Source organism: Dielma fastidiosa, from assembly GCF_003475485.1.
GTDB classification, from domain to species: domain Bacteria; phylum Bacillota_I; class Bacilli_A; order Erysipelotrichales; family Erysipelotrichaceae; genus Dielma; species Dielma fastidiosa.
Genome location: NZ_QRQL01000010.1, coordinates 19,595 through 42,459, shown reverse-complemented (window position 1 = coordinate 42,459; position 22,865 = coordinate 19,595). Strand labels below are relative to the sequence as shown.

The window sequence follows — 22,865 nt, the reverse complement described above, 5'->3', positions numbered from 1 at the left end:
TAATAACCTTGATTAAGTAACAAAACCGATTTATCTTTGTCCACTTACATCTTACTAAAACGCTTACATTTTGTCAATAACAAAATATGATTTCTTCTACAAATCAGTTTTGTCCTCTCTTTCATGAGTTTTAAACTGCCATGCATCTTTAGGCGTATATACCTTGCGGTAAATCACACAGCCTTTGCCGCTTTTAAATTCATTGTTTAAAAAATCATAATAAGCACCTGGTGAGATAATACCGCTGAAATCAAGGATTGAGAAGCCTATCTTGCTGAGATGCTTGGAAACATAGGAAACACAGTTTGTATAAAAGACAAAAAAGGTTTTAAACTTTCCCTCTTTAATTTTATAGAAGTGTGAATTATGTACATTACGGGTAACACGGCTTAAATAATCATCGCAGATTCCTTTTGGCTCAATTCCCTGCCGTTTTAATTCTTCATCTGAATTAAAGGGTTCAAACTTTGCGAAGGATTCTAACAGTGACTGATTCAGCTGTTCCTTTTGACGGTCATTTAATACTAAGCCAAAGGTCACAAGCACCTTATTCTCATTTTTCAGACAGTTATATAAATACTCATCCTTAGGAGCTAAAATAGCTACACCATCACCGTAGGTACCAAATAGATAACGAACATGAGGATCGTAGCAGCCATAGGAAAGCAGTGTGCCATGATAGCTTAAATCACAGTGTCCCAGCTGTGCTGGACCGCTTTTGGCAACATGGACGATGACTTCAAGATCACTTTTCAGATCCTTTTTAATAACATCAAATTCCTCACGCTGCTGATCTGATTCTGAACGGGATAAAATAACCTTCATCAAATGCGGCGGCAGCAATGCGCCAACCATGGTTGGTATCGCTAACTGAAACCGATTGTCGATATCTTCAATCACCGATTCAGGAATCAAGGCAGTCAGCGCACGGAATACGAAAAACGCTCCATATAAGATAAAATACGCTCCGCAGACGATGATTACTTCCAGTGAATAATCACTTGGGTTAAAAATTAACGCGATTGCGCTCAGCAGATAGAGAATGGTCATAAATACCTGTGAGCGGGCATATGGCAGATGATCGTGCAGCATCAAATAGGAGGTAATGCCTTTGACAACCGTTAAAATAAGCAGCCAGAAGCCAAGCACAACCGGTACCAACGCCATCAGCCGCTCAACATTACCATAACAAATAAGACCAACAATAATAAGGCCAATCACTTGAATCAGCAGCACCGATTTTCGGCTATTCCAACGATTGATACAAAGATAACCAATTGAAGAGAGGGTTAAGATCACAATACCAATACTGAAAAACTGATAAGTCAGCTTCAAAGCCGATGCCCAATTCGTAATAAAAATAACACCCAAATATAATAACACCGCTCCGGTCACAAACATGAAACCGATATTCAGCCGTTTCTTCAGCAATACCTTCACCTCCCCTGATCGAATGAAAAAAAGGCTTTCGCCTTTTTTGATTCTAGTAGCTTACGCGGCTTTTCCAGCCCTTGTATACACCGTGCATTTCTAATGCCAGATTAGCTAGATAATAAATATTTTGAATCAATTGAATGCGATCAATTGGCGCAATGTGCAGTACATAAAGTTCAAGTGCTTCTTCGCCCTTTGTTACGACAAAGCCTTTATTGATAACCGCTGTCTTATAGTTTTCTAAATCATCAAGATTAGTGAAAGCGACCGTATGCTGGACAGGCCGTTCGTTTTCATGAACATCACCGTTTTCTTCCAGATTTGCAATTACTTCCTGATTGATTTCATCGATGCGTTTTTTATCATCAGCACTTAAATATGGATACTGAGGATCTGCTGCTTCACACTTTTCTGTTTCACAGGCACATGCCTCTTCATCACCGCAGCTACATGCCGCTTCATCTTCACACGCGCAGCCTTCTTCACAAGTACAGCTTTCATCACATCCGCAGCTCTCTTCCGCACAGCTGCAGGCTGCTTCTGGTTCAGCTTCACAGCAGCAAGCTTCCTGATCCGCCTCTGCTTCGTGATTTTCTGTACTATTTTCTTCGTCAAGAAGCTCCTGTTCAAGTTTCATGATCTTTTTTTCTTCATCTTTTTTTAATTTATAGGCAACCGCAGCGGCAATACCACCTAAGATTGCAATCGTAGTTAATGCTTTTTTCATCTTGAATCACCACTTTCTTTTATTTATTGTAACACATTTTACTGATTATGGAAGAAGTTCGCTTAAATTCTTTTACGACTTACCGCTACACCATCACCGCATTCATAAAATACCGTTTCATAATCATCACGCGTTTTTAAATAATCAATGTATCCCTGAATTTTGCGTACCAGAGAACGCAGATTGCGTGATTTAATTAATGGCGCGCCGACCAAGCCATGAAATTTCAGATTATCACTGACGATGACACCGCCGGGCTTCAGATTTGCTTCAAAGCGTTCAAAGAAGCGAATATACTGTGCCTTGGCCGCATCAATGAAGATACAATCAAATGAATCACTTAATTCCACATTCATGATATCATCAAAGATACATGTTATCTGCTCCTCTAACCCGCTGCGCTTCACATTTTCAACAGCCAGCTGATACCGTTCTTCATCTCTTTCAATCGTAACAACATGAATGTCTGGATGCAGCCTTGCCAGTTGGATTGCTGAATAACCGATGGCAGTCCCCAATTCTAGTATGCTCCTTATTTCTTCCTTCTCAACAAGCTTCTGAAAAAATTCTATGCCTTCCTGCTGCATGATCGGCACATGATTTTCTGCCGCATATGCTTCCATCTCTTTAATTAACGCTTCCATAATTACTCCTCGATAGGTATGATATTACCAATTACCTCATGAGTCCGTGCACTGAAGGCCTCTTTCGTAACCACTTGTCCCTCATAGCCATTAAGTCCATGCTGACTGGCGAGTTCATCGGTATAATTCTTAAGCTTATATACTTTGAAATTTAATCGTGTATTCATGATATCATTGGCATCTCCCTCGTAATGAGAAACAAGCGGTATCCATTTTACATTCTCTACGGTAATCTTTTCTGTATCCGCTTTTTTTACGAAATCAAAGGAAATCATTCCAGATAAATTATTATACATATCCAGCATTCCGCCAATAAAATTTCCCAGGGAATAAACGACTAAGGTATTATTACCTGAAGCACCCGTTACCCATGTCACCGGCTGAATAACATGCGGATGGGTACCAATAACAACATCGACGCCAAGATCAGCAAAAAGCTGTGCATATTCATATTCAAATTCATTTGGTTCAAATTGGTTCTCATTCCCCCAATGTGCCGATACAATTACTACATCGCTGACTTCCTTGGCGCGTGCTACATCTTCTCGTATCGCTGTCTCATCAAAGTATGGAATCGCATAACCGGCATAAGATTCTATGCCGTTAGTGCCATAAGTATAAGCCAGAAAGGAAAAACGAATGCCATTTTTTTCGATTACCCTAACCTCAGCACGATCTTCCCATGAATCATAGATACCTGCCATCACAATACCAGATTGCTGACGCCAGAATGAAATAGCATTATTGACACCGATTTCCCACTTGTCCAGCGCATGATTGGTCGCGTGATTGATCATATTAAAACCAAAGGCCGGCAGCTGTTCAGCAAGGCACTGCGGAGAATTAAAGGTAGGATACCCTGACAGTCCCAGCTCATCACCGCCTAAAATTGTCTCCTGATTAATGAATGCTAAATCAGATTTCTCAATTTCATCCTTGACATCTTCATACATCGGCAGAAAATCATAAAGGCCATCATTCATTTCACCCGCCAGGCGATCCGCATCACGATAAATTGAATCATGAATCAAATTGTCACCCACACCGCTGAAATGCACAACAACATCCTGATTCTCAGGCGGTGTCTCCTCTTTTACTACCGGGTCAGTAACTTCATCAGGTTCAGTTGGTGCTGACTGACAGCCGCATAATACAAATAAAGCAAGCAATATTTTTAATTTCTTCATTTTGTCACATCCATTCTTGCATAATATTCTTCAAGACACCAATTGTTCTCCATCACAACCTTGGCGATTTCTTCACCGACATAACGCAGATGCCATGATTCATAACCAAAGCCGGTGTATTCAGTCTTATCCTCAGGATAACGAAGGATGAAGCCATAATCTGCCATATGCTCAAGCAGCCATGGATAATCAGCGCCCAGCTCTATTTCATTATAATTCATATCATTCATCGTCACATCGATCGCCAGTCCTGAATTATGTTCACTCTGTCCTGGTCTTGCATAATATAGATCGGCATATTCCTGACCTTGCTCATTCAGATAATAATGATAGAGGTTGTATTGATAGTCATAGGAACGATACGATGCAATCGCATTAATCTTGATACCAGCTTCAGCTGCCGCATCAACTAACTGCTGAAAATGCTCACCGGCTGTCTTTTCCACATATTGCGGATCATTAAATGAACATGAAAAATGAAAACCAATCGTACATGGACTTGGGGTTATCATCAATTCAGCTGGCTCATAGCCCTCCGGCAATTCATTATATTTATTAATCAGCATGCCGAAATCGCTCGTATCCTCAATGACATGGGTATTCGTAAAGAATGGCACATCTAAACCGATATTGATTCTTACTACAACATCTTCCAAGCTGTACTGTGGATTATCAGCCGCATAATTCAAATAGCGGGCAGTATTTTCCGGCCGATAGAAATTCAAATCAAAAAGGGTTTTAATCTGATCCGCATCATAACCAGCGGTAACCAAAGTAGTCAGCGACGGCACCAGCTCAGCCCGCAGCGGTATCTGACAATAAAGCTCTACATCATCCGCATTAAATGCACCGGCATCCATCATCAATCTGACCGACTCCTGATATTCACATTGATCTCTTACTTTATTCAATACTTCCTCATGCTTCCTCAGCTCTGCCATTTGATCTTCAGTAAAACCTTCAATCGCTGGTTCACTCTTACATCCTTCCAGTAGCAGAAGCATACTTAATACAAGAAGTTTTTTCATTTTATCACCTATTAAACAGTATACCACAAAGGCATCTAAATATCGCATGAGAATGCTGGAATGTGATTGTTTAAAGAAAAGCTTGCAGCTCGGCCTAAGAAATAGAAAAGCGTATTCTCCTATGGATTCAGCCATGTAAAATACGCTTTTTTAATATAGCTTGTTAGAAAATCGGTAATAGAAATGAACAGAGCATCGCAATCAAGAAATTAATTGCCGCTATCCAAAGAGCTACATCCTCATCATCACTCTGCATGACATAGAATATATTTAACATTAACCCTATAATAATGGATAATGAATCTAGCTCATAAGCATGTTGTATGAGGAAGATTATACTCATAGCATATGGCACATAGAAGAAAAACTCAACTAATTTATCATTGCCTAAATACTCTGTACCGCGTTCACTCTTTCGTTTCGCTAGGATGATACTAACGATGAATTCTCCACTCAGTAAAAGCCATAATAGCGGGGATATGAATTTTAGTATATGGTTGCGATTATAGGTCACCTTCATGGTATTGAAATCAATCTTTACACAGTTATCCAGTGTCTCTGTTATCGGTTCTGATACATAGAATTTATGATCTTTATCCATGAGTACAAGCTGTACCGTCTCAGGCATCCGGGAATTTGTTGAAAATAAACACCCATTCTTTGTATTCTTACATTCATAAGGACCAAGCTTCCAATTCCCTTCAATGTAAGTATTCATTTGCATTGGTTTCTTTCCTTCATATTCAAAATCTTTAAGGGTCAGCAAATCATTGTGGGTGTCCTCTAATAAATCATCACCTAAATATTGCTGTGGCATCTCATTTAAAACTAGCTCTTTATCAATCAAAACATCTGCGTAGAAGGGACCTCTTGTGTTTTCAATGAGTACATTCAGGGTTTCCCATCCACTTGAAAATATATATATTCTAAATAAGAAAGCACCAATTAAAAGGATAAATATCCTGCTGATAATCGTACTGAATTTCTTCATCATAAAGGCTTAATTCTCCTCCCTTTGTACTTTATCCCATCCACTCCTATATTTACATTATAATTATAAGAATCTCGCTCGTCCAGCACTATCAAAATCAAAACACACAAAAAAAGACAGCCGATTTCTCAGCCATCTTTCACATGTTAATTAGTCAACTAATTTAATAATTGCCATCGGAGCACCATCACCGCGGCGGTTTCTAGTCTTAATTACGCTAGTGTAACCACCTTTACGGTCTTGGTATTTAGGTCCGATTTCATTAAACAGTTTTTGAACTGCAGTCTGTCCAGTTTTTTCATCAACAGCATTGCGAACAAAGCTGGCAGCCTGACGGCGAGCATGAAGATCTCCGCGCTTTGCCAAAGTGATCAGTTCATCAACAACAGAACGTAAGTCTTTTGCCTTCATTTCAGTCGTTTCAACGCTTCCGTACAAAATTACAGATGTAGCTAAGTTACGAAGCATTGCTTTACGGTGATCAGCAGTACGTCCAAATCTACGATTCCACATGTTTATGTCCTCCCTTTACACCTATTCAAATGATTTGAAGCTTAAGCCCAAATCATAAATTTTATCTTTAACTTCCTTAAGTGATTTCTTACCTAAGTTTCTTACTCTCATCATTTCATCTTCTGTTTTTTGTGTCAGTTCTTCAACAGTTTGAATACCTGCACGTTTTAAACAGTTGTATGAACGAACAGAAAGATCAAGATCTTCAATCATCATCACAAGACCCTTATTGACAACTTCTCCCTGAGCTTCTTTCATGATTGATTCCATATCATTAACAGCATCATGAACGTTTGTTAACAGTTCAAGATGGTCAATCAGAATTTTTGATCCTAATGCAACTGATTCCTGAGGAGTAATTGATCCGTTAGTCCAAATTTCAAAAATGATCTTATCATATTTTGCATTTTGACCAACACGAGTTGGTTCAACCTGATAGGAAACTCTTTCGATTGGTGTGTAAATAGAGTCAGTATAGATAGTACCCAACGGCTGGTTTGGTGTCTGATACATTTGCTTATTAGTATCAGCACTTACATAACCGCGTCCAATACGTGCCTGAAGTTCCATTTCGAGTACACCGTCTTCTTCTAATGTACAGATGTATAAATCCTTATTCAGAACCTTTACACCCTCCGGACAGATAATATCGCCGCCCGTTACAGGACCAGGTCCCTTTTTAGAGATACGCAGTGTATACACTTCATCGGTGTCGATCTCCATAATCAGTGTTTTAATATTTAAAATAATTGCTGTAACATCTTCCATGATTCCCGGAATTGATGTGAATTCATGGTAGATGCCGTCAACTTTAATTGAGAATACAGCAGCTCCCGGTAATGAGGAGAGCAAAACACGTCTTAATGCGTTACCGATTGTTTGGCCGAACCCTCTTTCAAGCGGTTCAATCACAAATTTTCCGTAACTTTCTGACTCAACATACTCTTTTACTTCAAAATGTGCACGTTCGAATTTTTGCATAGCTTACCTCCTCAGTTTAGGTTTAAATTAACCACGTGGTCGTTTTGGTGGACGACATCCATTGTGTGGAATTGGAGTTACATCATTGATCAATGTAATTTCTAATCCTGCTACTTGTAATGCTCTTACTGCAGCTTCACGGCCAGGGCCTGGACCCTTTACGTTAACAGCAACAGTTTTCATACCATTATCAATTGCAGCTTTACCAGCAGCTTCACCAGCTAACTGAGCAGCAAATGGTGTAGATTTACGAGAACCTTTGAATCCTAATGCACCGGCGCTAGACCATGCAATCGCATTTCCGTTTTCGTCAGTGATTGTAACAATAGTGTTATTGAATGTAGAGTGGATGTGTGCAACACCACGAGCAATATTCTTTCTAACACGACGTTTACGAGCACCAGCGGCAGCTTTTTTTACTTTTGCCATACTATTTCCTCCCTACGTCCTATTTCTTCTTGTTCGCTACTGTACGAACCGGACCTTTGCGTGTACGCGCATTTGTTTTAGTGCGTTGTCCACGAACTGGTAAACCTTTACGATGACGGATACCACGATAGCATCCGATTTCCATTAAACGCTTGATGTTTAATGAAACTTCACGGCGTAAGTCACCTTCGACTTTAATACCGTCTACTTTACTACGAATCGCGTTTTCTTGTTCTTCAGTTAAATCCTTAACACGAACATCTTCGCTGATTCCGCAGTCTGCAAGAATCTTTCTAGCCGTTGTCGGGCCGATTCCATATACATATGTTAATGAAACTACAACACGCTTATCGCGTGGAATATCAACACCTGCAATACGAGCCATATTTGTTTACACCTCCATTTTACCCTTGTCTTTGTTTGTGTTTAGGGTTCTCACAAATTACCATCACGCGACCTTTGCGCTTGATGATGCGGCACTTATCGCATATTGGTTTGACAGATGGTCTTACTTTCATGCGTTTCCCTCCTTGTTCACGACTACTTATGTCGGAATGTTATACGCCCACGTGTTAAATCATAAGGTGAAATCTCAACAGTTACACGATCCCCCGGTAAAATGCGAATGTAGTGCATACGGATTTTACCAGAAACGTGAGCCAGAATTTCGTGCCCGTTCGCTAATTTCACTTTAAACATTGCGTTTGGAAGCGTGTCTTCGACTACGCCATCAATCTCAATTACATCTTGCTTACCCATTATTAATTTGTTCCTCCTTTTCTGAAGTTGTTGTTAGAATTTCATACCCATCTTTCAGAATCACAACTGTATGCTCATAGTGAGCTGCCAGTGAACCGTCCTTAGTCAGAACAGTACCATCAGGAAGCACCTTGGTCTGCGGCCTTCCTGCATGAACCATCGGTTCAACTGCAATTGTCATACCTTCTTTTAATAAAATACCGTGACCTGATGGGCCAAAATTGGGAACAATCGGATCTTCATGAACCTCAGTTCCGATCCCATGGCCTGCATAATCCTGCGGAATTGAATAACCGTGTTGATAAACATATTCTCCAATTGCGTGGCTTATATCAGTCAGATGATTCCCAGCTTTCGCATATTTTAGACCTTCAAACAATGATGCTTTTGTCACATCCATTAATTTCTGTGCTTCATCATCAATGCTGCCGACCGCATATGTCCAAGCCGAATCGCCATGATAACCATGATAACAGGCACCAATATCAACCGAAATAATATCGCCCTCTTTTAGTATTGTATCGTCCGGGATACCATGAACTAAAGTCGAGTTAACCGAAATACAGGTTGCTGCCGGAAAATCGTACAGTCCCTTGAATGAAGGGGCAGCACCATGCTTTAAGATGACCTCTTCACAAACCGCATTGACTTCTTTCGTCGTCACACCCGGTTTAATGAAAGAGGCAGCCGCAGCATGTGCCAAACCGACAATTCTTCCCGCCTCACGCATATATTCGATTTCTCTTGGTGATTTGGTCGTAATCATTTAGTCCTCCAAAGCTTTTTGCGTATCTTTCCATACGTCTTCGATGGCCTGATTAGCATTTACGCTGCGCAGCAGTCCCTGATTGCCATAATACAGCATAACCGGTTCTGTCTGACGGCGGTATTCATCTAATCGTACAGTTAAGCTTTCAACTGTGTCATCTTTGCGCTGAATCAATTCGCTTCCACATACATCACAGATTCCCTCCACTTTCGGCGGGTGTGATTTTACGTGATAGATTGCTCCGCATTTCTTACAAATACGGCGCCCTGTAACTCTGCCGGCAAGTTCTTCAAAAGCGATACTCAGCGAGATTACTCTGCCGATCGCCAGTGATGTTCCCTTCGTCATTTCGTCAAAGGCCTTTGCCTGATCAATGGTGCGCGGATATCCGTCAAGCAGATAACCATTGCCAAGATCAGTTTTCTCAAGGTAGCTCTTTACCATTTGATTAGTTACATCATCCGGTACAAGCAGTCCCTGATCGATATAGCTTTTTGCCAATATCCCTAATTCAGTCTGATTCGCCATTTCATTTCTGAAGATATCTCCAGTTGAAATATGCTGAACATTGTATTTCTTCAGGATTTTTTCAGACATCGTACCCTTACCGGCACCAGGTCCTCCCATAATCAATAAATTCATGTTCCTTCACCTTCTATCGAGCAATAAATCCACGGTATGTTTTCTGTGTAGCCTGACTGGTCAATGACTTCACCGTTTCAAGAGCAACACCGACTACGATGATGATACCCGTTCCGCCTAAGCCAACATTTGTATTTGCAAACGCCGGATTAACTAATGGGATCACATATGGCAGCACAGCGATAAATGCCAATGAAATTGAACCAAGTACAGTTATGCGGTTTAAAACCTTGCTGACATAATTCTTTGTTTCAGCACCAGGTCTTACACCTGGAATATATGTACCTGATTTACCGAGATTCTCGGAAATCTTTTCAGGATCAACCTGAAGATTCGTGTAGAAGAAAGTAAATAAGAGTATCAAGACTACATAGATGGCTAAACCTGTCCATGTCTGGAAGCTCAGCACCTTCTGCATCGCACGCGTGAAATCATTTTGTGTGATAAAGGTAGCAATCGTTACCGGTGCAATCATTACTGAAGAAGCAAAGATTACTGGGATAACGCTGGCTGAGTTGATCTTTAATGGCAGATAAGTCAATTCATTGGTTTTACCCTTGATAACTGTACTTGAAGTATATTGGATAGGAATTCTTCTGGTTGCTTCAGTCATTAAAACAACAAGAACGATAATTACCAAATACACAACAATATACAGCAAGAAACTCAGCATGCCGTTGGCACCTGCCGTTTCAGCCGTTACTAAAGTATCATAGGTCGATTTAAACTGACCAGGCAGATTAGCAACGATACCGGCAAAGATGATCATTGATACACCATTACCAATACCCTTAGCTGAAATCTGGTCACCGATCCAAAGTAGGAACATTGTTCCGGCAGTTAAAACGATAGCAACGAAGATATAAGATGCAAAGCTGTTATTCAGCAGCAGATGATAAGTTTTATCAAATGCATACGTCATTGTGGCTGCCTGGAAGAAACACAGTACGACACCGAGGTATCTTGTGTAACGGTCAATGACCTTACGTCCAGTCTGTCCCTGCTTTGATAATTCAGTCAAAGCCGGAATTACATCCATTGACAGCAATTGGATGATGATAGAACCTGTGATATAAGGTCCTACACCCATTGCAAAGATTGAGAATTGCTGAAAGTGTCCGCCACCCAGCAAGTTCATCATCGCCAACAGTGAATTACTGTCCGTACCAGCCAGCAGCGCCCCTGTATCAACATTAGGAACCGGAATGTTTGCTCCGAAACGGAAGATAAACAACATGGCACATGTAAACAGGATTCTCTTACGAATATCCTTGTTTTTGAACATGTTGACTGCTGTGGCAAACATCTTAGATTACCTCAACTTTTCCGCCTGCTTGTTCAATGGTAGATACAGCTGACCCAGAAAATTTATTAGCCTTTACAGTTAATTTTTTCTCTAATTCGCCTTGTCCCAAGATTTTAATTCCATCCAGTTCTTTTCTTACAAGACCTGTTTCAATCAATAATTCAGGAGTTACAACTGTATCGTTTTCGAAAACGTTTAAGCTCTCAACATTAACGATTGCAAATACTTTACGATTGAAGTTTGTAAATCCACGTTTTGGTAAACGTCTCATGATTGGTGTCTGTCCACCTTCAAAACCTAAACGAACACCACCGCCGCTGCGAGCGTTTTGTCCCTTTTGACCTTTACCAGATGTTTTACCATGTCCAGAACCATGTCCGCGTCCGATTCTCTTTCTTTCGCGTCTAGCTCCTTCTGTATAACTCATTTCATGTAATTTCATGTGTTGTCCTCCCTCTAACGAATTTCCTGAGGCTTTTTATCACGAAGACGAGCAGTTTCTTCGATTGTCTTCAGATTCTGAAGAGCGTTGATCGTTGCACTTACCATGTTAACTGGTGTGCGTGACCCCAAGCACTTAGACAGGATATCGCTGAATCCAGCCAATTCCAGTACATCACGTACAGCGCCGCCAGCGATAACTCCAGTACCTTCTGAAGCCGGGCGGAGCAGGATTTCACCGGCACCGAATTTACCAACGATTTCATGTGGAATAGTTGTTCCGTTTACGATAGCAACATTGAAGACATTCTTCTTAGCATCTTCAATGGCTTTTTTGATAGCATCAGGTACTTCATTAGCTTTACCTGTACCGAAACCTACACGTCCCTTTTTATCACCGATCACGACAAGAGCAGCAAAGCGGAAACGGCGTCCACCTTTAACAACCTTGGTAACACGATTGATCGTAACGACGCGTTCTTCAAATTCTTTTTCGCGTTCGCGGTCTCTTCTTGGTTTGCGTTCCATTTTTCGCATGACCTCCTTAAAATTTCAGTCCGGCTTCACGGGCTGCTTCAGCCACTGCCTTGACACGTCCGTGGTAAATATATCCGCCACGGTCAAATACTACATTTTCAATACCGGCAGCCAATGCGCGCTTTGCAACTTCTGTACCAACAGCCGCTGCAGCAGCAACATTACCGCCATTTTCTAACTTCAATTCAACACTGCTGGCAGCAACTAAAGTTTTGCCTGCAACATCATCAATAATCTGCACATGGATATGTGCGTTTGAACGGAATACGTTTAAGCGAGGGCATTCAGCAGTACCATTGACTTTGGTACGAACACGTGCATGACGACGTAAACGTTCATCGTTTCTTGAAACTTTCTTAAGCATGTTACGATTGCTCCTTTCTCGCTATTTCTTACCTGCTGTCTTACCTTCCTTACGACGAACATATTCACCCTTATAGCGAATACCTTTGCCCTTGTAAGGTTCTGGTTTTCTAGCAGCACGGATATTAGCAGCAAATTCACCAACTTTTTGTTTATCAATACCTGATACAACAATTTCCGTAGGTGAAGCACATTCAACTTTAACATCATCAACTAAATCAAAGATTACTTGATGAGAATAGCCGATGTTTAATTGCAGTTTGTTACCTGAAATAGCAGAACGGAAACCGATACCAACTAATTCAAGACGCTTCTCGAATCCTTCAGATACACCAACAACCATGTTGTGCAGCAATGCACGAGTTGTTCCGTGAAGTTGTTTTGTTGTTTTATTGTCATCCGGACGGATAACTTTGCATTCACCATCTTCAACAGAAATTGTTAAGAACGGTGCAAATTGACGTGATAAAGTTCCCTTAGGACCTTTAACAGTCACTTCATTCCCTTCAGCAACCGTAATCTCTACGCCTGCAGGAATGGTAATCGTTTTATTACCGATACGTGACATAAATGTTCTCCTTTATTACCAAACGTAAGCCAGCACTTCGCCGCCAACGTGTTTAGCTCTAGCTTCTCTGTCAGTCATCAGACCGTGAGATGTTGAGATAATAGCGATACCAAGACCATTCAATACTCTAGGAATAGAATCTACTTTTGCGTAAACACGTAAACCTGGTTTTGAAATTCTCTTTAATCCGCTAATGATTTTTTCGTTGTTAGCACCATATTTCAGGGTAACTGTTAATACTTTTTTAACATCGCCTTCAACTTTATAATCAGTAATGAAACCTTCTGATTTCAAAATCTTAGCAATTTCAATCTTTTCTTTACTTGCTGGAATCTCAACTGATTCGTGACGGGCTTGAAGCGCGTTACGAACTCTAGTCAGCATATCAGCAATCGGATCTGTCATCATCATGACTCAATTCCTCCTATCTCTTACCAACTAGCCTTCTTCACTCCAGGGATCTGACCTTTGTAAGCCAGCTCACGGAAGCAAATACGGCAGAGTTTGTATTTACGTAAAACTGAGTGAGGACGTCCGCAACGTTCGCAACGTGTATATTCACGAGTTGAGAACTTTTGAGGGCGATTTGCTTTGAGTACCATCGCTTTTTTTGCCATATCTTATTGTCCTCCCTATTTCTGGAAAGGCATGCCTAATTCTTCAAGCAGCGCCTTAGCTTCTTCATTTGTTTTTGCAGTTGTTACGATAACAACATCCATCCCGCGAACCTTATTTACTTTATCAAAGTTGATTTCTGGGAAAATGATTTGTTCCTTAACACCTAATGTATAGTTACCACGACCATCAAAAGCCGTTTTGCTGACACCACGGAAATCTCTTACACGAGGCAGTGAAATGTTCATCAGCTTGTCTAAGAAATCATACATGTAGTCTTTGCGCAATGTAACTTTACAGCCGATCGGCATACCTTCACGAAGTTTGAAGTTTGCGATTGACTTTTTAGCTTTAGTGATTACCGGCTTCTGACCAGTGATTTGAGTCAGTTCAGCAACAGCTTCTTCTAAAGTTTTAGGATTAGCGATAGCATCGCCGCATCCCATATTGATAACTACTTTATCAATAGCAGGTACTTCCATTACAGATTTGTACCCGAATTTCTTCATCATGTTTTCTACAACTGTATTGTTGTATTTTTCCTGTAGGCGGTTCATCTCTTAGCTCCCCCCTATTTCACTTCAGCGCCAGTAGCTTTGTACACGCGCACTTTTTTGCCATCAGCAATTTTGAAGCCAACTCTGCTTGCTTTTTTAGCTTTGCTGTCATACAGCATAACATTTGAAACATGAATTGGAGCTTCCATTTCAACAATTCCGCCGTCCGGATTAGCTTGAGTCGGTTTCATGTGTTTCTTAACTAAGTTAACACCTTCAACGATGACTTTGCTCTCTTTAGGAAGAACTTTAGTTACTTCAGCGATTGTGCCTTTGTAAGCACCTGTAATAACTTGAACCTTATCACCTTTTTTGATCTTCACAAGGGCACCTCCTATAATACTTCTGGTGCCAAAGATACAATTTTCATGTAATCCTTGTCACGCAGCTCTCTTGCCACTGGTCCGAAAATACGTGTACCACGTGGTGTCTTATCATCCTTGATAAGTACAACAGCGTTGTCATCAAATTTGATATAAGTACCATTCTCACGGCGGATACCGCGGCGAGTACGTACGATTACACCTTTAACAACATCACCTTTTTTAACAGTGCCGCCAGTAGCAGCCTGTTTTACTGCACATACAACAACATCACCAATGTTGCTGAATTTTCTTTTACTTCCACCTAGTCCACGAATAACTAATACTTCTTTAGCTCCCGTGTTGTCAGCTACTCGTAATCTACTTTCATTTTGAATCATGAACGTTACCTCCTAGCGACTAAAGAACTTCGGCTTTATCGATGACTTTAACTAAGCGGAAACGTTTAGTTGCTGACAATGGACGAGTTTCCATAATTTCAACTCTATCACCGATTCTAGCTTCGTTGTTCTCATCATGAGCCTTGAATTTCTTAGAATATTTAACACGTTTACCATATAAAGGGTGTGTTTTTTTAGTTTCAACAATGATTGTAATTGTCTTATCCATTTTATCGGAAACAACAGTTCCGCGATAAACTTTACGGTTAGATCTTTCTTCCATTCTCTTCGATCCTCCTAATCTTGATTACTAAGCTCGCGCTCAGTCATCACTGTTTTAATACGAGCAATAGATTTCTTAATTTCTCTCATTCTTGCAGGATTTGTTAATTGTCCAGTTGCTTGTTGGAAACGAAGGTTAAAGAGTTCAGCTTTAAGCGTTTCGATATCATTCAGCAATTCAGCATTGCTTTTTTCTCTGATTTCCTTGACTGTCATGTGTTACTCCTCCTCGCCCTTACGTACAAATTTACATTTAACTGGAAGTTTGTGAGAAGCAAGACGGAACGCTTCACGAGCAGTTGCTTCGTCAACGCCGCCGATTTCAAACATAACACGACCAGGTTTAACTACTGCTACCCATCCTTCAGGTGCACCTTTACCAGATCCCATACGTACTTCCAATGGTTTTCTTGTGATTGCCATGTGTGGGAAAATTTTGATCCAAACTTGTCCGCCACGTTTCATATAACGTGTCATCGCAATACGTGCTGCTTCAATCTGACGGTTACTTACGTAGTTACCAGAATCAGCAACAAGACCGAATTCACCGAATGCAACAGCACGGCCAGCTTTTGACTTACCTTCGTAACTCAAACGGTGAGGTCTTCTATATTTAGTTCTATTAGGCATTAACATAGATTATTTTCCTCCTTCAACTGCCGGAGCTGCTGTTTCAGCTTCCTTAACTGGAGCTGCCTTAGCGTTATTGTTGTTAGGACGACGATCCCCGTTATTCGGACGACGGTTGTTGTTGCGGCGACGTCTGTCATTAGCAGGCTGTTTTGGTGCTTCTGGTTCCTGAACCATTTGTCCAGGCAGAACTTCACCGCGGCAGATCCAAACTTTAACACCTAAGCGGCCATAAGTAGTAGATGCTTCTTCATGTGCATAATCGATATCAGCACGTAATGTGTGAAGAGGTACAACCCCTTCAGAATAACCTTCTGAACGAGCGATATCAGCTCCGCCTAAACGGCCGGATACTGAAGTTTTGATACCCTTAGCACCAGAACGCATCGTCTTTTGAATGGCTCTTTTCTGAGCAGTTCTGAATGATGCACGCTGTTCCAGCTGATCGGCAATGCTTCTTGCAACGATACGAGCGTCTAAATCAGGGTTAGCAATTTCAACTACCTTGATGAATACGTTCTTACCATTTGTTAATTTAACCAGTTTTTTCTTGATCACTTCAACAGCTTCGCCATTTGTACCGATGATAACACCTGGACGAGCTGAACGAATGATTACTTCAACGCGGTTCTTTGAACGTTCGATTTCAATTCTTGATACGGAAGCAGCTTTTAACTCTTTGAATAAGAATTCACGAATCTTAACGTCTTCCAGTAATAAATCGGCATAATCTTTGTCTGCATACCATCTTGATTCCCAATCACGAATGACACCGACACGTAATCCGATTGGACTAACTTTTTGTCCCATGAGCTACCTCCTTAATCACGTTCACTAACCACAAATGTGATGTGGCTAGTGCGCCTATGAATTGCGCTTGCGCTGCCTTTTGCACGCGGCATGAATCTTTTCAATACGATACCTTCGTTTGCGTAACAAGCTTTTACATACAGGTTTTCTTCATCCATGCCATTGTTGTTAACAGCATTGGCAATCGCTGAATTTAATACTTTTAATGATGCATCGGCAGCAAAATTTGATGTATATTTCAAAATTGCTTTCGCTTCTTCAACATCCTTACCACGAACCAGATCAAGTACAAGACGAGCTTTTCTAGGTGGGATGCGTAATGTTTTTGCAGTTGCTTTAACTTCCATCATTTACTTCCTCCTATCTCTTAGCTTTCTTATCATCGGCTCCATGGCCTGAGTATTTGCGAGTTGGCACGAATTCACCTAATTTGTGACCAACCATATCTTCTGTAACATAAACTGGAAGATGTTCTTTACCATTGTAAACGGCAAATGTGTGTTCAACGAATTGAGGGAAGATTGTAGAACGACGTGACCAAGTTTTAATTACTTCTTTTTTACCAGACTCATTCAGTTTTTCCACTTTCTTCATTAAGTGTTCATCACAGAAAGGTCCTTTTTTCAAACTACGACTCATTTTTTAATTTCCTCCTTTCGCTTACTTGCCATTGCGACGACGAACGATCAGTTTAGTCGAAGCTTTTTTGCTCTTACGAGTTTTAACACCCATAGCTTTTTTACCCCATGGCGTCATTGGTGACTTACGTCCAACTGGTGTACGGCCTTCACCACCACCGTGAGGGTGATCGTTAGGGTTCATAACTGAACCACGAACCGTAGGTCTGATACCTAACCAGCGTGAGCGACCTGCTTTACCCAGATTAACCAGGCTGTGGTCTTCGTTACCAACTTGTCCGATAGTAGCACGGCAGTTAGCTAAGATTTTACGTACTTCGCCAGAGGCAAGACGTACTGTTACATATTTATCTTCGATACCAAGAATCTGAGCTGAAACACCCGCTGAACGAGCCAGCTGACCGCCCTTGCCAGGTTTCAATTCAACGTTGTGAATGAATGTACCTTCAGGCATGTGACGCATTTCCAAGCAGTTACCAACCTTGATATCAGCTGTTTCACCAGAAAGCAGTGTTGTGCCGACCGTTAATCCCTTTGGAGCCAGGATATAACGTTTTTCACCATCCGCATAGTTTAACAATGCGATGTTTGCTGATCTGTTTGGATCGTATTCGATAGTAGCAACCTTAGCAGGGATACCATCTTTGTTTCTCTTGAAATCGATAATACGGTATTGGCGCTTATGGCCTCCACCTTGGTGACGAGTAGTGATACGTCCGTTATTGTTACGGCCACCTTTGCTTCCTAAAGGAGCAAGCAGTGAGCGTTCAGGACTGTTCGTTGTAATTTCGTCAAATGTCAGTGTTGACATATTACGACGACCCGGGGTCGTTGGCTTATATTTCTTAATCGCCATGGATTAATTTCCTCCTTACGCATTTTAAAGGGAAATAGCGTGACTCTTCCCTGTTTCGACTATTCGCCGAATAAGTTGATGTCTTGTCCAGCAGCAATTTTAACGATTGCCTTATGTACAGGACTTGTTGTGCCAGTGTATTTACCAACACGTTTAGCTTTTGGCTTTGTGTTAACCATGTTAACTTTTTCAACATTAACACCGAAGATTTTTTCAACAGCCTGACGAACCTGAGTTCTGTTTACGCCCTTAGCAACTTCGAATGTAACCTTGTTATCTTCTTCCATCAATTTCATTGATTTCTCAGTGATGATTGGACGGATAATAATATCTCTGTAGTTATTCATTATCCTAATACCTCCTCAACGCATTTCACTGCTGCTTCAGTGAACACGATCTTGTTAGCATTTACAATGTCATAAACATTGATACCATCAGATGTCAGCATCATCATTGTAGGGATGTTGCGAACTGACAGATAAGCATTTTCGAAATCTTCTTCACTTGAAACAACAAACAATGTTTTCTTAGCTGCGCCGATTGCATCGATTGTCTTGATGAAATCTTTTGTCTTAGGAGCAGCAAATTTCAATTCATCAACAACGATCATATCATTGCTTGCCACTTTTTCAGATAATACTGATTTAAGAGCAAGACGACGAACTTTTTTGTTTAATTTGTAAGCATAGCTGCGAGGTGTAGGACCGAATACGATACCACCCTTGCGGAACTGCGGAGCTCTTGTAGAACCCTGACGAGCATTACCGGTTCCTTTTTGTCTGTAAGGCTTACGACCGCCGCCGCGAACTTCTCTGCGGTTTTTAACGTCGTGAGTACCTTGTCTCATTGATGCGCGCTGCATAACAATGGCATCAAAGATTACTTGCTGATTTGGCTCAATGCCAAACACTTCAGGATTAAGGTTAATTTCGCGAAGTTCTTTACCTTCCTGATTTAATACAACGATATTAGGCATTTTTTATTCCTCCTCAGTTTTAGTGTAGTCAACTAACACCTTAGCTGTTTTATCACCCTTGCTGCATTTTGCAGATTGGATAATAACCAGACCCTTCTTAGGACCAGGAACGTTACCCTTGATCAGGATGTAATTCTTTTCAGCATCAACCTTGATGATTTCAAGATTTTGGTTAGTTGTACGATCTGTTCCATAATGACCAGGCATTGTGAAACCAGGGTCGATCTTGTTAGTACCAAGACCAGTAGTTGCAGCTGAACCCATACCTCTGTGATGACCAGAACCGTGTGTCTTAGGACCGATTTTCTGATTGTGACGTTTTACCGCACCAGTAAATCCGTGACCCTTGCTAGTTCCGATAACATCAACTACTTCGCCAGCGGCAAATAAGTCAACTTTAACTTCACTGCCTAATTCATAGCTCATCATTTCTTCTGAGCGAATTTCTCTGATGAAACGCTTAGGTGCTGTGTTCACTTTCGCAACATGTCCGAGAGCAGCTTTAGTAGCACGTCTTTCTTTGATGTCTTCTAAACCAAGCTGAACAGCAACATAGCCATCATTTTCAACTGTTTTCTTTTGTAAAACAATATTTGGTGTAGCTTCTACTACAGTTACAGGGATTAATACACCATCTTCAGTGAAGACTTGTGTCATCCCGACTTTACGTCCTAAAATTCCTTTCATGATGTTCACCTCCATCATTACAGTTTAATCTCGATGTCAACACCGCTTGGCAGTTCAAGACGACTCAGTGAATCGATTGTTTCTGCTGTAGGTCCGACAATCTCAATTAAACGTTTGTGAGTTCTAATTTCGAATTGTTCACGAGAATCTTTGTATTTGTGTACCGCACGCAAGATAGTTACTACTTGCTTTTCAGTTGGAAGAGGTACTGGTCCAACGATCTTTTTGGCACCGTGTGCCTGGGCAGCTTGAACGATCTTTTCTGCGCTAGCATCTAAGATTCTGTGTTCGTAAGCTTTTAAGCGAATTCTTACACTGTTTTTTGCCATGAAATAAATCTCCTTTCGTCTATATCTGTGATAGACCCGCTCGGTGCGAATTCCCCCGGCTCACTGGGTCATGACAACGTCTCTCAGTGTGTCGGCAACCTCGCATGTCCACGCGGTAACAGAGGTATTATAGCAAAGAATAACCCTGTATTGCAAGTCTTTTTTTTAAAAAAATCCCATAAAATTCGGCTTTTTTTCAATTACCCCATTTTTTTGCTGTACAGCCCAAAATGATAGCGGTTACATTTAAAAATCAATTATCGAAGGGTATTTTTCATCTAGATTATACCCATTTTTCTAATTTTTATTGAATTCTTTTATATATTTAGTAATTCGCAAAAAAAGAACTCCCGAAGAAGTTCTTATGCTAAGTTATTCTTTTACACCGCTCATTGTAATACTGCTGAGCTTATTGAGACGTTTAACCAAAATCGGCACTAAGATAATTGCAGCAATAAAGGTTACCAGGTTGTACCAGAAATTGTAAGGCGCTGAATAGGCCCAGGCAGCCCATGAGCCTGCCGCGCTTCCTTCCGGAAACCAGAAATAAACCCCGGATATTACTTGCGAAATATATTTTAAAAACATGCCGAAGCAGACACCGGTATAAAGATTTGAGAGTTTTGTATTTCCGATGTGAATAGCCGGCACGATGGATGCCAGACCGATTGCCACAAAAGGCACCACATAATCAAGCAGCACCTGCGGCACTGAAACCATATAATTGTTCAGACCAAACAGAACACCGATAACCCATGAGAGCGCTGATATTGCCGCTCCCCACCGCCAGCCCAGATGATACGATGCGATAAACAGTGCGATAACCAAAAGTTCTAAAGAACCGCCATTAGGCATCTGAATGATCGGCATCGCTGTATTAAACGCATTCAGTGCCACGGCAAGCGCTATATACATAGCAGCATAAACCATTGTTAAAACATTACTTCTAGTTTTGTCCATAAAAAAACACCTCCATGAGGCGTAAGAACATCAAAAAAGAAATTGACTCCCTACGCTAGTACTAACTAGATCAGGTCAAAGGGACTCTCTCAGCTTTTCAGCACCCCTGTCTTGACTGTATTATTATATATTACTTATATTAATGAATGCAACCTTTTCCATCATAATAATTTGCTTATGAACCAAAACCATGAAAATATTGATCTATATTAATAAAGTTAGCGAGATACTATGAAGCTGCACCGTCACCATTTTAAATCAATAAAAGCTGTAACATAAACCGTCACAGCTCTTATACCAAGCAATTATCTACCGCATTATCAGATATGCCGTATATGCAGCATACATTAACAACATCACAATTCCTGAATTTTTATTAATTGTACCTTTTCTTGAAAAGATAAAGGCAATAATACTGCCGGCAATCAGTACGCCAAGATCAATGAATGTATTATTGGTAATCGTCAGCGGTGCCACAGTTGCGGACATTCCCAAGATAAAGAATATATTGAATACATTAGAACCGATGACATTTCCCATCGCAATATCACTTTCCCCTTTGCGTGTCGCTACAAATGAGGTTACCAGTTCCGGCAGTGATGTACCGATTGCCACAATCGTCAAGGCAATCAAATCCTTCCCTAATCCAAGCATTAACGCCAGGTCACTGGCACCGCTCACAACGAGCTGACCGCCGGCAACAACACCAATCAGTCCACTGCCAAGGTAAAGAAAGCTCTTGGGCCATGATAAAACATCGGTGCCGGTTTCAGCTGCCTGCTTATCACTCAGCGCAGCCATGCTTGTCGCATATATAAAAACAATAAAGAAACATAAAAGCAAAAGTCCCTCAACCCGTGAGACAACATTCACACTGCCTTCATTAAAAAATACATCTAAGCCGCAGATTACCAACACCCCAGCCCCTAGTATCGACAATGGAAAATCACGGTTTAAGATTGACTTATGCACCGACAATGGGCGGATCATTGCGCATAAGCCTACGATAAATAATAAATTAAAAATATTAGAGCCAATCACATTGCCTACCGCGATCTCATTCTGACCCGTCAAACTAGCTGTAATACTAACCGCTGCCTCAGGCGCGCTGGTACCAAAGGCTACAATGGTAAGACCGATAATCAGGCTTGGAATCCCCAGCCTTTTCGCAATCGCACTGCTGCCATCAACGAAGAAATCAGCGCCTTTCACTAATAAAACAAAACCAAGAACTAAATACAAAACCGAAATCATAGTGTTCCTCCTGTTATAACGGCATAGAAAAAGACTTCTACACCCTTCGGTAAAAGTCTTGCTTCAATGTGTAACACCGGTTGGTTCTGCCAACGTGATGACGATGATTACCCTATCCTTATCAGATACAAGCTACTCCCTTTTGTTGTATTATAGCCTATACAAAATATAATTACCAGTTTTTTATGCAATCATGGCAGAGATATTATCAATATTAGTTTATCTGCATAATGAGACGGCTATTAACTC

37 protein-coding genes and 1 riboswitch are annotated in these 22,865 nt (G+C 41.0%); all 37 genes read right to left on the bottom strand.

Features of this window, described 5'->3' with window-relative positions:
* Positions 1–96 precede the first annotated feature (96 nt).
* The 37 genes from DWZ33_RS15550 to DWZ33_RS15370 all read right to left on the bottom strand — a co-directional run bounded on the left by DWZ33_RS15550 (position 97) and on the right by DWZ33_RS15370 (position 22,616).
* A complete protein-coding gene (locus DWZ33_RS15550) occupies positions 97–1,431 on the bottom strand; it encodes an HdeD family acid-resistance protein (protein WP_118455742.1) in 1,335 nt (444 codons plus the stop codon).
* A 52-nt stretch (positions 1,432–1,483) separates the two neighbouring features.
* Entirely contained in the window at positions 1,484–2,161 is a 678-nt protein-coding gene (locus DWZ33_RS15545; RefSeq protein ID WP_118455740.1) for a ribonuclease E inhibitor RraB, read from the bottom strand.
* A 62-nt stretch (positions 2,162–2,223) separates the two neighbouring features.
* Complete coding sequence (locus DWZ33_RS15540) at positions 2,224–2,805, bottom strand: O-methyltransferase (RefSeq protein WP_118455738.1); 582 nt, start codon at positions 2,803–2,805, stop codon at positions 2,224–2,226.
* A 2-nt stretch (positions 2,806–2,807) separates the two neighbouring features.
* A complete protein-coding gene (locus DWZ33_RS15535; protein ID WP_118455736.1) occupies positions 2,808–3,992 on the bottom strand; it encodes a CapA family protein in 1,185 nt (394 codons plus the stop codon).
* On the bottom strand, positions 3,989–5,020 hold the full coding sequence (locus DWZ33_RS15530; RefSeq protein ID WP_182425764.1) for a M15 family metallopeptidase: 1,032 nt from the start codon (positions 5,018–5,020) through the stop codon (positions 3,989–3,991). Before DWZ33_RS15530 ends, DWZ33_RS15535 begins: the two co-directional genes overlap by 4 nt.
* A gap of 163 nt (positions 5,021–5,183) precedes the next feature.
* Positions 5,184–6,014: a hypothetical protein gene (locus DWZ33_RS15525; protein ID WP_118455733.1), complete on the bottom strand. Its 831-nt coding sequence runs from the start codon at positions 6,012–6,014 to the stop codon at positions 5,184–5,186.
* 147 nt (positions 6,015–6,161) lie between these two features.
* Positions 6,162–6,524: a 50S ribosomal protein L17 gene (gene rplQ, locus DWZ33_RS15520; protein WP_022936360.1), complete on the bottom strand. Its 363-nt coding sequence runs from the start codon at positions 6,522–6,524 to the stop codon at positions 6,162–6,164.
* A 21-nt stretch (positions 6,525–6,545) separates the two neighbouring features.
* Positions 6,546–7,505, bottom strand: coding sequence for a DNA-directed RNA polymerase subunit alpha (locus tag DWZ33_RS15515; RefSeq protein WP_022936359.1), 960 nt, complete (start codon positions 7,503–7,505; stop codon positions 6,546–6,548).
* A 27-nt stretch (positions 7,506–7,532) separates the two neighbouring features.
* Positions 7,533–7,934: a 30S ribosomal protein S11 gene (rpsK, locus tag DWZ33_RS15510; RefSeq protein WP_022936358.1), complete on the bottom strand. Its 402-nt coding sequence runs from the start codon at positions 7,932–7,934 to the stop codon at positions 7,533–7,535.
* Positions 7,935–7,953: 19 nt separating this feature from the next.
* On the bottom strand, positions 7,954–8,319 hold the full coding sequence (gene rpsM, locus DWZ33_RS15505) for a 30S ribosomal protein S13 (protein WP_022936357.1): 366 nt from the start codon (positions 8,317–8,319) through the stop codon (positions 7,954–7,956).
* Positions 8,320–8,338: 19 nt separating this feature from the next.
* Complete coding sequence (gene rpmJ, locus DWZ33_RS15500; RefSeq protein WP_022936356.1) at positions 8,339–8,452, bottom strand: 50S ribosomal protein L36; 114 nt, start codon at positions 8,450–8,452, stop codon at positions 8,339–8,341.
* 22 nt (positions 8,453–8,474) lie between these two features.
* The gene (gene infA, locus DWZ33_RS15495; RefSeq protein WP_004798231.1) at positions 8,475–8,693 is read right to left on the bottom strand and encodes a translation initiation factor IF-1; all 219 of its coding nucleotides are present in this window, start codon (positions 8,691–8,693) and stop codon (positions 8,475–8,477) included.
* Entirely contained in the window at positions 8,686–9,459 is a 774-nt protein-coding gene (gene map / locus DWZ33_RS15490) for a type I methionyl aminopeptidase (RefSeq protein WP_022936355.1), read from the bottom strand. The genes infA and map overlap by 8 nt, the downstream gene beginning before the upstream one ends.
* A complete protein-coding gene (locus DWZ33_RS15485) occupies positions 9,460–10,104 on the bottom strand; it encodes an adenylate kinase (protein WP_022936354.1) in 645 nt (214 codons plus the stop codon). It lies immediately after the preceding gene.
* A 13-nt stretch (positions 10,105–10,117) separates the two neighbouring features.
* Positions 10,118–11,410 (bottom strand): preprotein translocase subunit SecY, encoded by a 1,293-nt coding sequence (gene secY, locus DWZ33_RS15480; protein ID WP_117536556.1) that lies wholly within the window; start codon positions 11,408–11,410, stop codon positions 10,118–10,120.
* Between the two features lies 1 nt (position 11,411).
* On the bottom strand, positions 11,412–11,852 hold the full coding sequence (rplO, locus tag DWZ33_RS15475; protein ID WP_022936352.1) for a 50S ribosomal protein L15: 441 nt from the start codon (positions 11,850–11,852) through the stop codon (positions 11,412–11,414).
* Positions 11,853–11,866: 14 nt separating this feature from the next.
* Complete coding sequence (gene rpsE, locus DWZ33_RS15470) at positions 11,867–12,379, bottom strand: 30S ribosomal protein S5 (RefSeq protein WP_022936351.1); 513 nt, start codon at positions 12,377–12,379, stop codon at positions 11,867–11,869.
* Between the two features lie 16 nt (positions 12,380–12,395).
* On the bottom strand, positions 12,396–12,752 hold the full coding sequence (gene rplR / locus DWZ33_RS15465; RefSeq protein ID WP_022936350.1) for a 50S ribosomal protein L18: 357 nt from the start codon (positions 12,750–12,752) through the stop codon (positions 12,396–12,398).
* Between the two features lie 21 nt (positions 12,753–12,773).
* Entirely contained in the window at positions 12,774–13,319 is a 546-nt protein-coding gene (gene rplF / locus DWZ33_RS15460) for a 50S ribosomal protein L6 (RefSeq protein ID WP_022936349.1), read from the bottom strand.
* A 15-nt stretch (positions 13,320–13,334) separates the two neighbouring features.
* On the bottom strand, positions 13,335–13,730 hold the full coding sequence (gene rpsH / locus DWZ33_RS15455) for a 30S ribosomal protein S8 (protein WP_022936348.1): 396 nt from the start codon (positions 13,728–13,730) through the stop codon (positions 13,335–13,337).
* A 20-nt stretch (positions 13,731–13,750) separates the two neighbouring features.
* The gene (locus tag DWZ33_RS15450) at positions 13,751–13,936 is read right to left on the bottom strand and encodes a type Z 30S ribosomal protein S14 (RefSeq protein WP_034456294.1); all 186 of its coding nucleotides are present in this window, start codon (positions 13,934–13,936) and stop codon (positions 13,751–13,753) included.
* Positions 13,937–13,951: 15 nt separating this feature from the next.
* The gene (rplE, locus tag DWZ33_RS15445) at positions 13,952–14,491 is read right to left on the bottom strand and encodes a 50S ribosomal protein L5 (RefSeq protein WP_029472609.1); all 540 of its coding nucleotides are present in this window, start codon (positions 14,489–14,491) and stop codon (positions 13,952–13,954) included.
* Positions 14,492–14,505: 14 nt separating this feature from the next.
* The gene (gene rplX, locus DWZ33_RS15440) at positions 14,506–14,814 is read right to left on the bottom strand and encodes a 50S ribosomal protein L24 (protein ID WP_022936346.1); all 309 of its coding nucleotides are present in this window, start codon (positions 14,812–14,814) and stop codon (positions 14,506–14,508) included.
* An 11-nt stretch (positions 14,815–14,825) separates the two neighbouring features.
* On the bottom strand, positions 14,826–15,194 hold the full coding sequence (gene rplN / locus DWZ33_RS15435; protein WP_022936345.1) for a 50S ribosomal protein L14: 369 nt from the start codon (positions 15,192–15,194) through the stop codon (positions 14,826–14,828).
* A gap of 19 nt (positions 15,195–15,213) precedes the next feature.
* Positions 15,214–15,477 carry a 30S ribosomal protein S17 gene (gene rpsQ, locus DWZ33_RS15430; RefSeq protein WP_022936344.1) on the bottom strand — a complete coding sequence of 88 codons (264 nt, stop codon included), beginning with the start codon at positions 15,475–15,477 and terminating at the stop codon, positions 15,214–15,216.
* A gap of 14 nt (positions 15,478–15,491) precedes the next feature.
* Positions 15,492–15,692 carry a 50S ribosomal protein L29 gene (rpmC, locus tag DWZ33_RS15425; protein WP_022936343.1) on the bottom strand — a complete coding sequence of 67 codons (201 nt, stop codon included), beginning with the start codon at positions 15,690–15,692 and terminating at the stop codon, positions 15,492–15,494.
* 3 nt (positions 15,693–15,695) lie between these two features.
* Positions 15,696–16,112, bottom strand: coding sequence for a 50S ribosomal protein L16 (gene rplP, locus DWZ33_RS15420; RefSeq protein ID WP_022936342.1), 417 nt, complete (start codon positions 16,110–16,112; stop codon positions 15,696–15,698).
* A gap of 3 nt (positions 16,113–16,115) precedes the next feature.
* The gene (rpsC, locus tag DWZ33_RS15415) at positions 16,116–16,916 is read right to left on the bottom strand and encodes a 30S ribosomal protein S3 (protein ID WP_022936341.1); all 801 of its coding nucleotides are present in this window, start codon (positions 16,914–16,916) and stop codon (positions 16,116–16,118) included.
* A gap of 11 nt (positions 16,917–16,927) precedes the next feature.
* On the bottom strand, positions 16,928–17,263 hold the full coding sequence (gene rplV / locus DWZ33_RS15410) for a 50S ribosomal protein L22 (RefSeq protein ID WP_118455878.1): 336 nt from the start codon (positions 17,261–17,263) through the stop codon (positions 16,928–16,930).
* Between the two features lie 13 nt (positions 17,264–17,276).
* A complete protein-coding gene (gene rpsS / locus DWZ33_RS15405; RefSeq protein WP_022936339.1) occupies positions 17,277–17,555 on the bottom strand; it encodes a 30S ribosomal protein S19 in 279 nt (92 codons plus the stop codon).
* A gap of 21 nt (positions 17,556–17,576) precedes the next feature.
* A complete protein-coding gene (rplB, locus tag DWZ33_RS15400; protein WP_022936338.1) occupies positions 17,577–18,410 on the bottom strand; it encodes a 50S ribosomal protein L2 in 834 nt (277 codons plus the stop codon).
* Positions 18,411–18,469: 59 nt separating this feature from the next.
* Complete coding sequence (gene rplW, locus DWZ33_RS15395; RefSeq protein WP_029472606.1) at positions 18,470–18,757, bottom strand: 50S ribosomal protein L23; 288 nt, start codon at positions 18,755–18,757, stop codon at positions 18,470–18,472.
* The gene (gene rplD, locus DWZ33_RS15390; RefSeq protein WP_022936336.1) at positions 18,757–19,386 is read right to left on the bottom strand and encodes a 50S ribosomal protein L4; all 630 of its coding nucleotides are present in this window, start codon (positions 19,384–19,386) and stop codon (positions 18,757–18,759) included. Before rplD ends, rplW begins: the two co-directional genes overlap by 1 nt.
* A gap of 3 nt (positions 19,387–19,389) precedes the next feature.
* Positions 19,390–20,073 carry a 50S ribosomal protein L3 gene (gene rplC, locus DWZ33_RS15385; protein WP_022936335.1) on the bottom strand — a complete coding sequence of 228 codons (684 nt, stop codon included), beginning with the start codon at positions 20,071–20,073 and terminating at the stop codon, positions 19,390–19,392.
* Between the two features lie 17 nt (positions 20,074–20,090).
* Positions 20,091–20,402 carry a 30S ribosomal protein S10 gene (gene rpsJ, locus DWZ33_RS15380; RefSeq protein ID WP_002607415.1) on the bottom strand — a complete coding sequence of 104 codons (312 nt, stop codon included), beginning with the start codon at positions 20,400–20,402 and terminating at the stop codon, positions 20,091–20,093.
* A 372-nt stretch (positions 20,403–20,774) separates the two neighbouring features.
* Positions 20,775–21,362, bottom strand: a complete 588-nt coding sequence (locus tag DWZ33_RS15375; protein WP_022936333.1) for an energy-coupled thiamine transporter ThiT — start codon at positions 21,360–21,362, stop codon at positions 20,775–20,777.
* A 30-nt stretch (positions 21,363–21,392) separates the two neighbouring features.
* A riboswitch (TPP riboswitch) is annotated at positions 21,393–21,480 on the bottom strand.
* Between the two features lie 191 nt (positions 21,481–21,671).
* The gene (locus DWZ33_RS15370) at positions 21,672–22,616 is read right to left on the bottom strand and encodes a calcium/sodium antiporter (protein ID WP_022936332.1); all 945 of its coding nucleotides are present in this window, start codon (positions 22,614–22,616) and stop codon (positions 21,672–21,674) included.
* Positions 22,617–22,865: the final 249 nt, after the last annotated feature.

Excerpts from the sequence above, each read along its gene's own strand:
- secY (WP_117536556.1), bottom strand. The coding sequence starts at position 11,410 with ATGTTTGCCACAGCAGTCAACATGTTCAAAAACAAGGATATTCGTAAG.
- DWZ33_RS15540 (WP_118455738.1), bottom strand. The coding sequence starts at position 2,805 with ATGGAAGCGTTAATTAAAGAGATGGAAGCATATGCGGCAGAAAATCAT.
- DWZ33_RS15375 (WP_022936333.1), bottom strand. The coding sequence starts at position 21,362 with ATGGACAAAACTAGAAGTAATGTTTTAACAATGGTTTATGCTGCTATG.
- rpsJ (WP_002607415.1), bottom strand. The coding sequence starts at position 20,402 with ATGGCAAAAAACAGTGTAAGAATTCGCTTAAAAGCTTACGAACACAGA.
- rplN (WP_022936345.1), bottom strand. The coding sequence starts at position 15,194 with ATGATTCAAAATGAAAGTAGATTACGAGTAGCTGACAACACGGGAGCT.
- map (WP_022936355.1), bottom strand. The coding sequence starts at position 9,459 with ATGATTACGACCAAATCACCAAGAGAAATCGAATATATGCGTGAGGCG.
- rpsC (WP_022936341.1), bottom strand. The coding sequence starts at position 16,916 with ATGGGACAAAAAGTTAGTCCAATCGGATTACGTGTCGGTGTCATTCGT.
- infA (WP_004798231.1), bottom strand. The coding sequence starts at position 8,693 with ATGGGTAAGCAAGATGTAATTGAGATTGATGGCGTAGTCGAAGACACG.
- DWZ33_RS15450 (WP_034456294.1), bottom strand. The coding sequence starts at position 13,936 with ATGGCAAAAAAAGCGATGGTACTCAAAGCAAATCGCCCTCAAAAGTTC.
- rplO (WP_022936352.1), bottom strand. The coding sequence starts at position 11,852 with ATGAAATTACATGAAATGAGTTATACAGAAGGAGCTAGACGCGAAAGA.
- rpsH (WP_022936348.1), bottom strand. The coding sequence starts at position 13,730 with ATGATGATGACAGATCCGATTGCTGATATGCTGACTAGAGTTCGTAAC.
- rpsM (WP_022936357.1), bottom strand. The coding sequence starts at position 8,319 with ATGGCTCGTATTGCAGGTGTTGATATTCCACGCGATAAGCGTGTTGTA.
- rplR (WP_022936350.1), bottom strand. The coding sequence starts at position 12,752 with ATGCTTAAGAAAGTTTCAAGAAACGATGAACGTTTACGTCGTCATGCA.
- rplQ (WP_022936360.1), bottom strand. The coding sequence starts at position 6,524 with ATGTGGAATCGTAGATTTGGACGTACTGCTGATCACCGTAAAGCAATG.
- DWZ33_RS15525 (WP_118455733.1), bottom strand. The coding sequence starts at position 6,014 with ATGATGAAGAAATTCAGTACGATTATCAGCAGGATATTTATCCTTTTA.
- rpsS (WP_022936339.1), bottom strand. The coding sequence starts at position 17,555 with ATGAGTCGTAGTTTGAAAAAAGGACCTTTCTGTGATGAACACTTAATG.
- rplF (WP_022936349.1), bottom strand. The coding sequence starts at position 13,319 with ATGTCACGTATCGGTAATAAAACGATTACCATTCCTGCAGGCGTAGAG.
- rplB (WP_022936338.1), bottom strand. The coding sequence starts at position 18,410 with ATGGCGATTAAGAAATATAAGCCAACGACCCCGGGTCGTCGTAATATG.
- rplE (WP_029472609.1), bottom strand. The coding sequence starts at position 14,491 with ATGAACCGCCTACAGGAAAAATACAACAATACAGTTGTAGAAAACATG.
- rpsQ (WP_022936344.1), bottom strand. The coding sequence starts at position 15,477 with ATGGAAGAAAGATCTAACCGTAAAGTTTATCGCGGAACTGTTGTTTCC.
- DWZ33_RS15370 (WP_022936332.1), bottom strand. The coding sequence starts at position 22,616 with ATGATTTCGGTTTTGTATTTAGTTCTTGGTTTTGTTTTATTAGTGAAA.
- DWZ33_RS15545 (WP_118455740.1), bottom strand. The coding sequence starts at position 2,161 with ATGAAAAAAGCATTAACTACGATTGCAATCTTAGGTGGTATTGCCGCT.
- rpmJ (WP_022936356.1), bottom strand. The coding sequence starts at position 8,452 with ATGAAAGTAAGACCATCTGTCAAACCAATATGCGATAAGTGCCGCATC.
- rpsE (WP_022936351.1), bottom strand. The coding sequence starts at position 12,379 with ATGGAACGCAAACCAAGAAGAGACCGCGAACGCGAAAAAGAATTTGAA.
- DWZ33_RS15515 (WP_022936359.1), bottom strand. The coding sequence starts at position 7,505 with ATGCAAAAATTCGAACGTGCACATTTTGAAGTAAAAGAGTATGTTGAG.
- DWZ33_RS15535 (WP_118455736.1), bottom strand. The coding sequence starts at position 3,992 with ATGAAGAAATTAAAAATATTGCTTGCTTTATTTGTATTATGCGGCTGT.
- rplC (WP_022936335.1), bottom strand. The coding sequence starts at position 20,073 with ATGAAAGGAATTTTAGGACGTAAAGTCGGGATGACACAAGTCTTCACT.
- rplW (WP_029472606.1), bottom strand. The coding sequence starts at position 18,757 with ATGAATAACTACAGAGATATTATTATCCGTCCAATCATCACTGAGAAA.
- rpsK (WP_022936358.1), bottom strand. The coding sequence starts at position 7,934 with ATGGCAAAAGTAAAAAAAGCTGCCGCTGGTGCTCGTAAACGTCGTGTT.
- rpmC (WP_022936343.1), bottom strand. The coding sequence starts at position 15,692 with ATGACAGTCAAGGAAATCAGAGAAAAAAGCAATGCTGAATTGCTGAAT.
- DWZ33_RS15485 (WP_022936354.1), bottom strand. The coding sequence starts at position 10,104 with ATGAATTTATTGATTATGGGAGGACCTGGTGCCGGTAAGGGTACGATG.
- rplV (WP_118455878.1), bottom strand. The coding sequence starts at position 17,263 with ATGGAAGTTAAAGCAACTGCAAAAACATTACGCATCCCACCTAGAAAA.
- rplP (WP_022936342.1), bottom strand. The coding sequence starts at position 16,112 with ATGTTAATGCCTAATAGAACTAAATATAGAAGACCTCACCGTTTGAGT.
- rplD (WP_022936336.1), bottom strand. The coding sequence starts at position 19,386 with ATGCCTAATATCGTTGTATTAAATCAGGAAGGTAAAGAACTTCGCGAA.
- DWZ33_RS15530 (WP_182425764.1), bottom strand. The coding sequence starts at position 5,020 with ATGAAAAAACTTCTTGTATTAAGTATGCTTCTGCTACTGGAAGGATGT.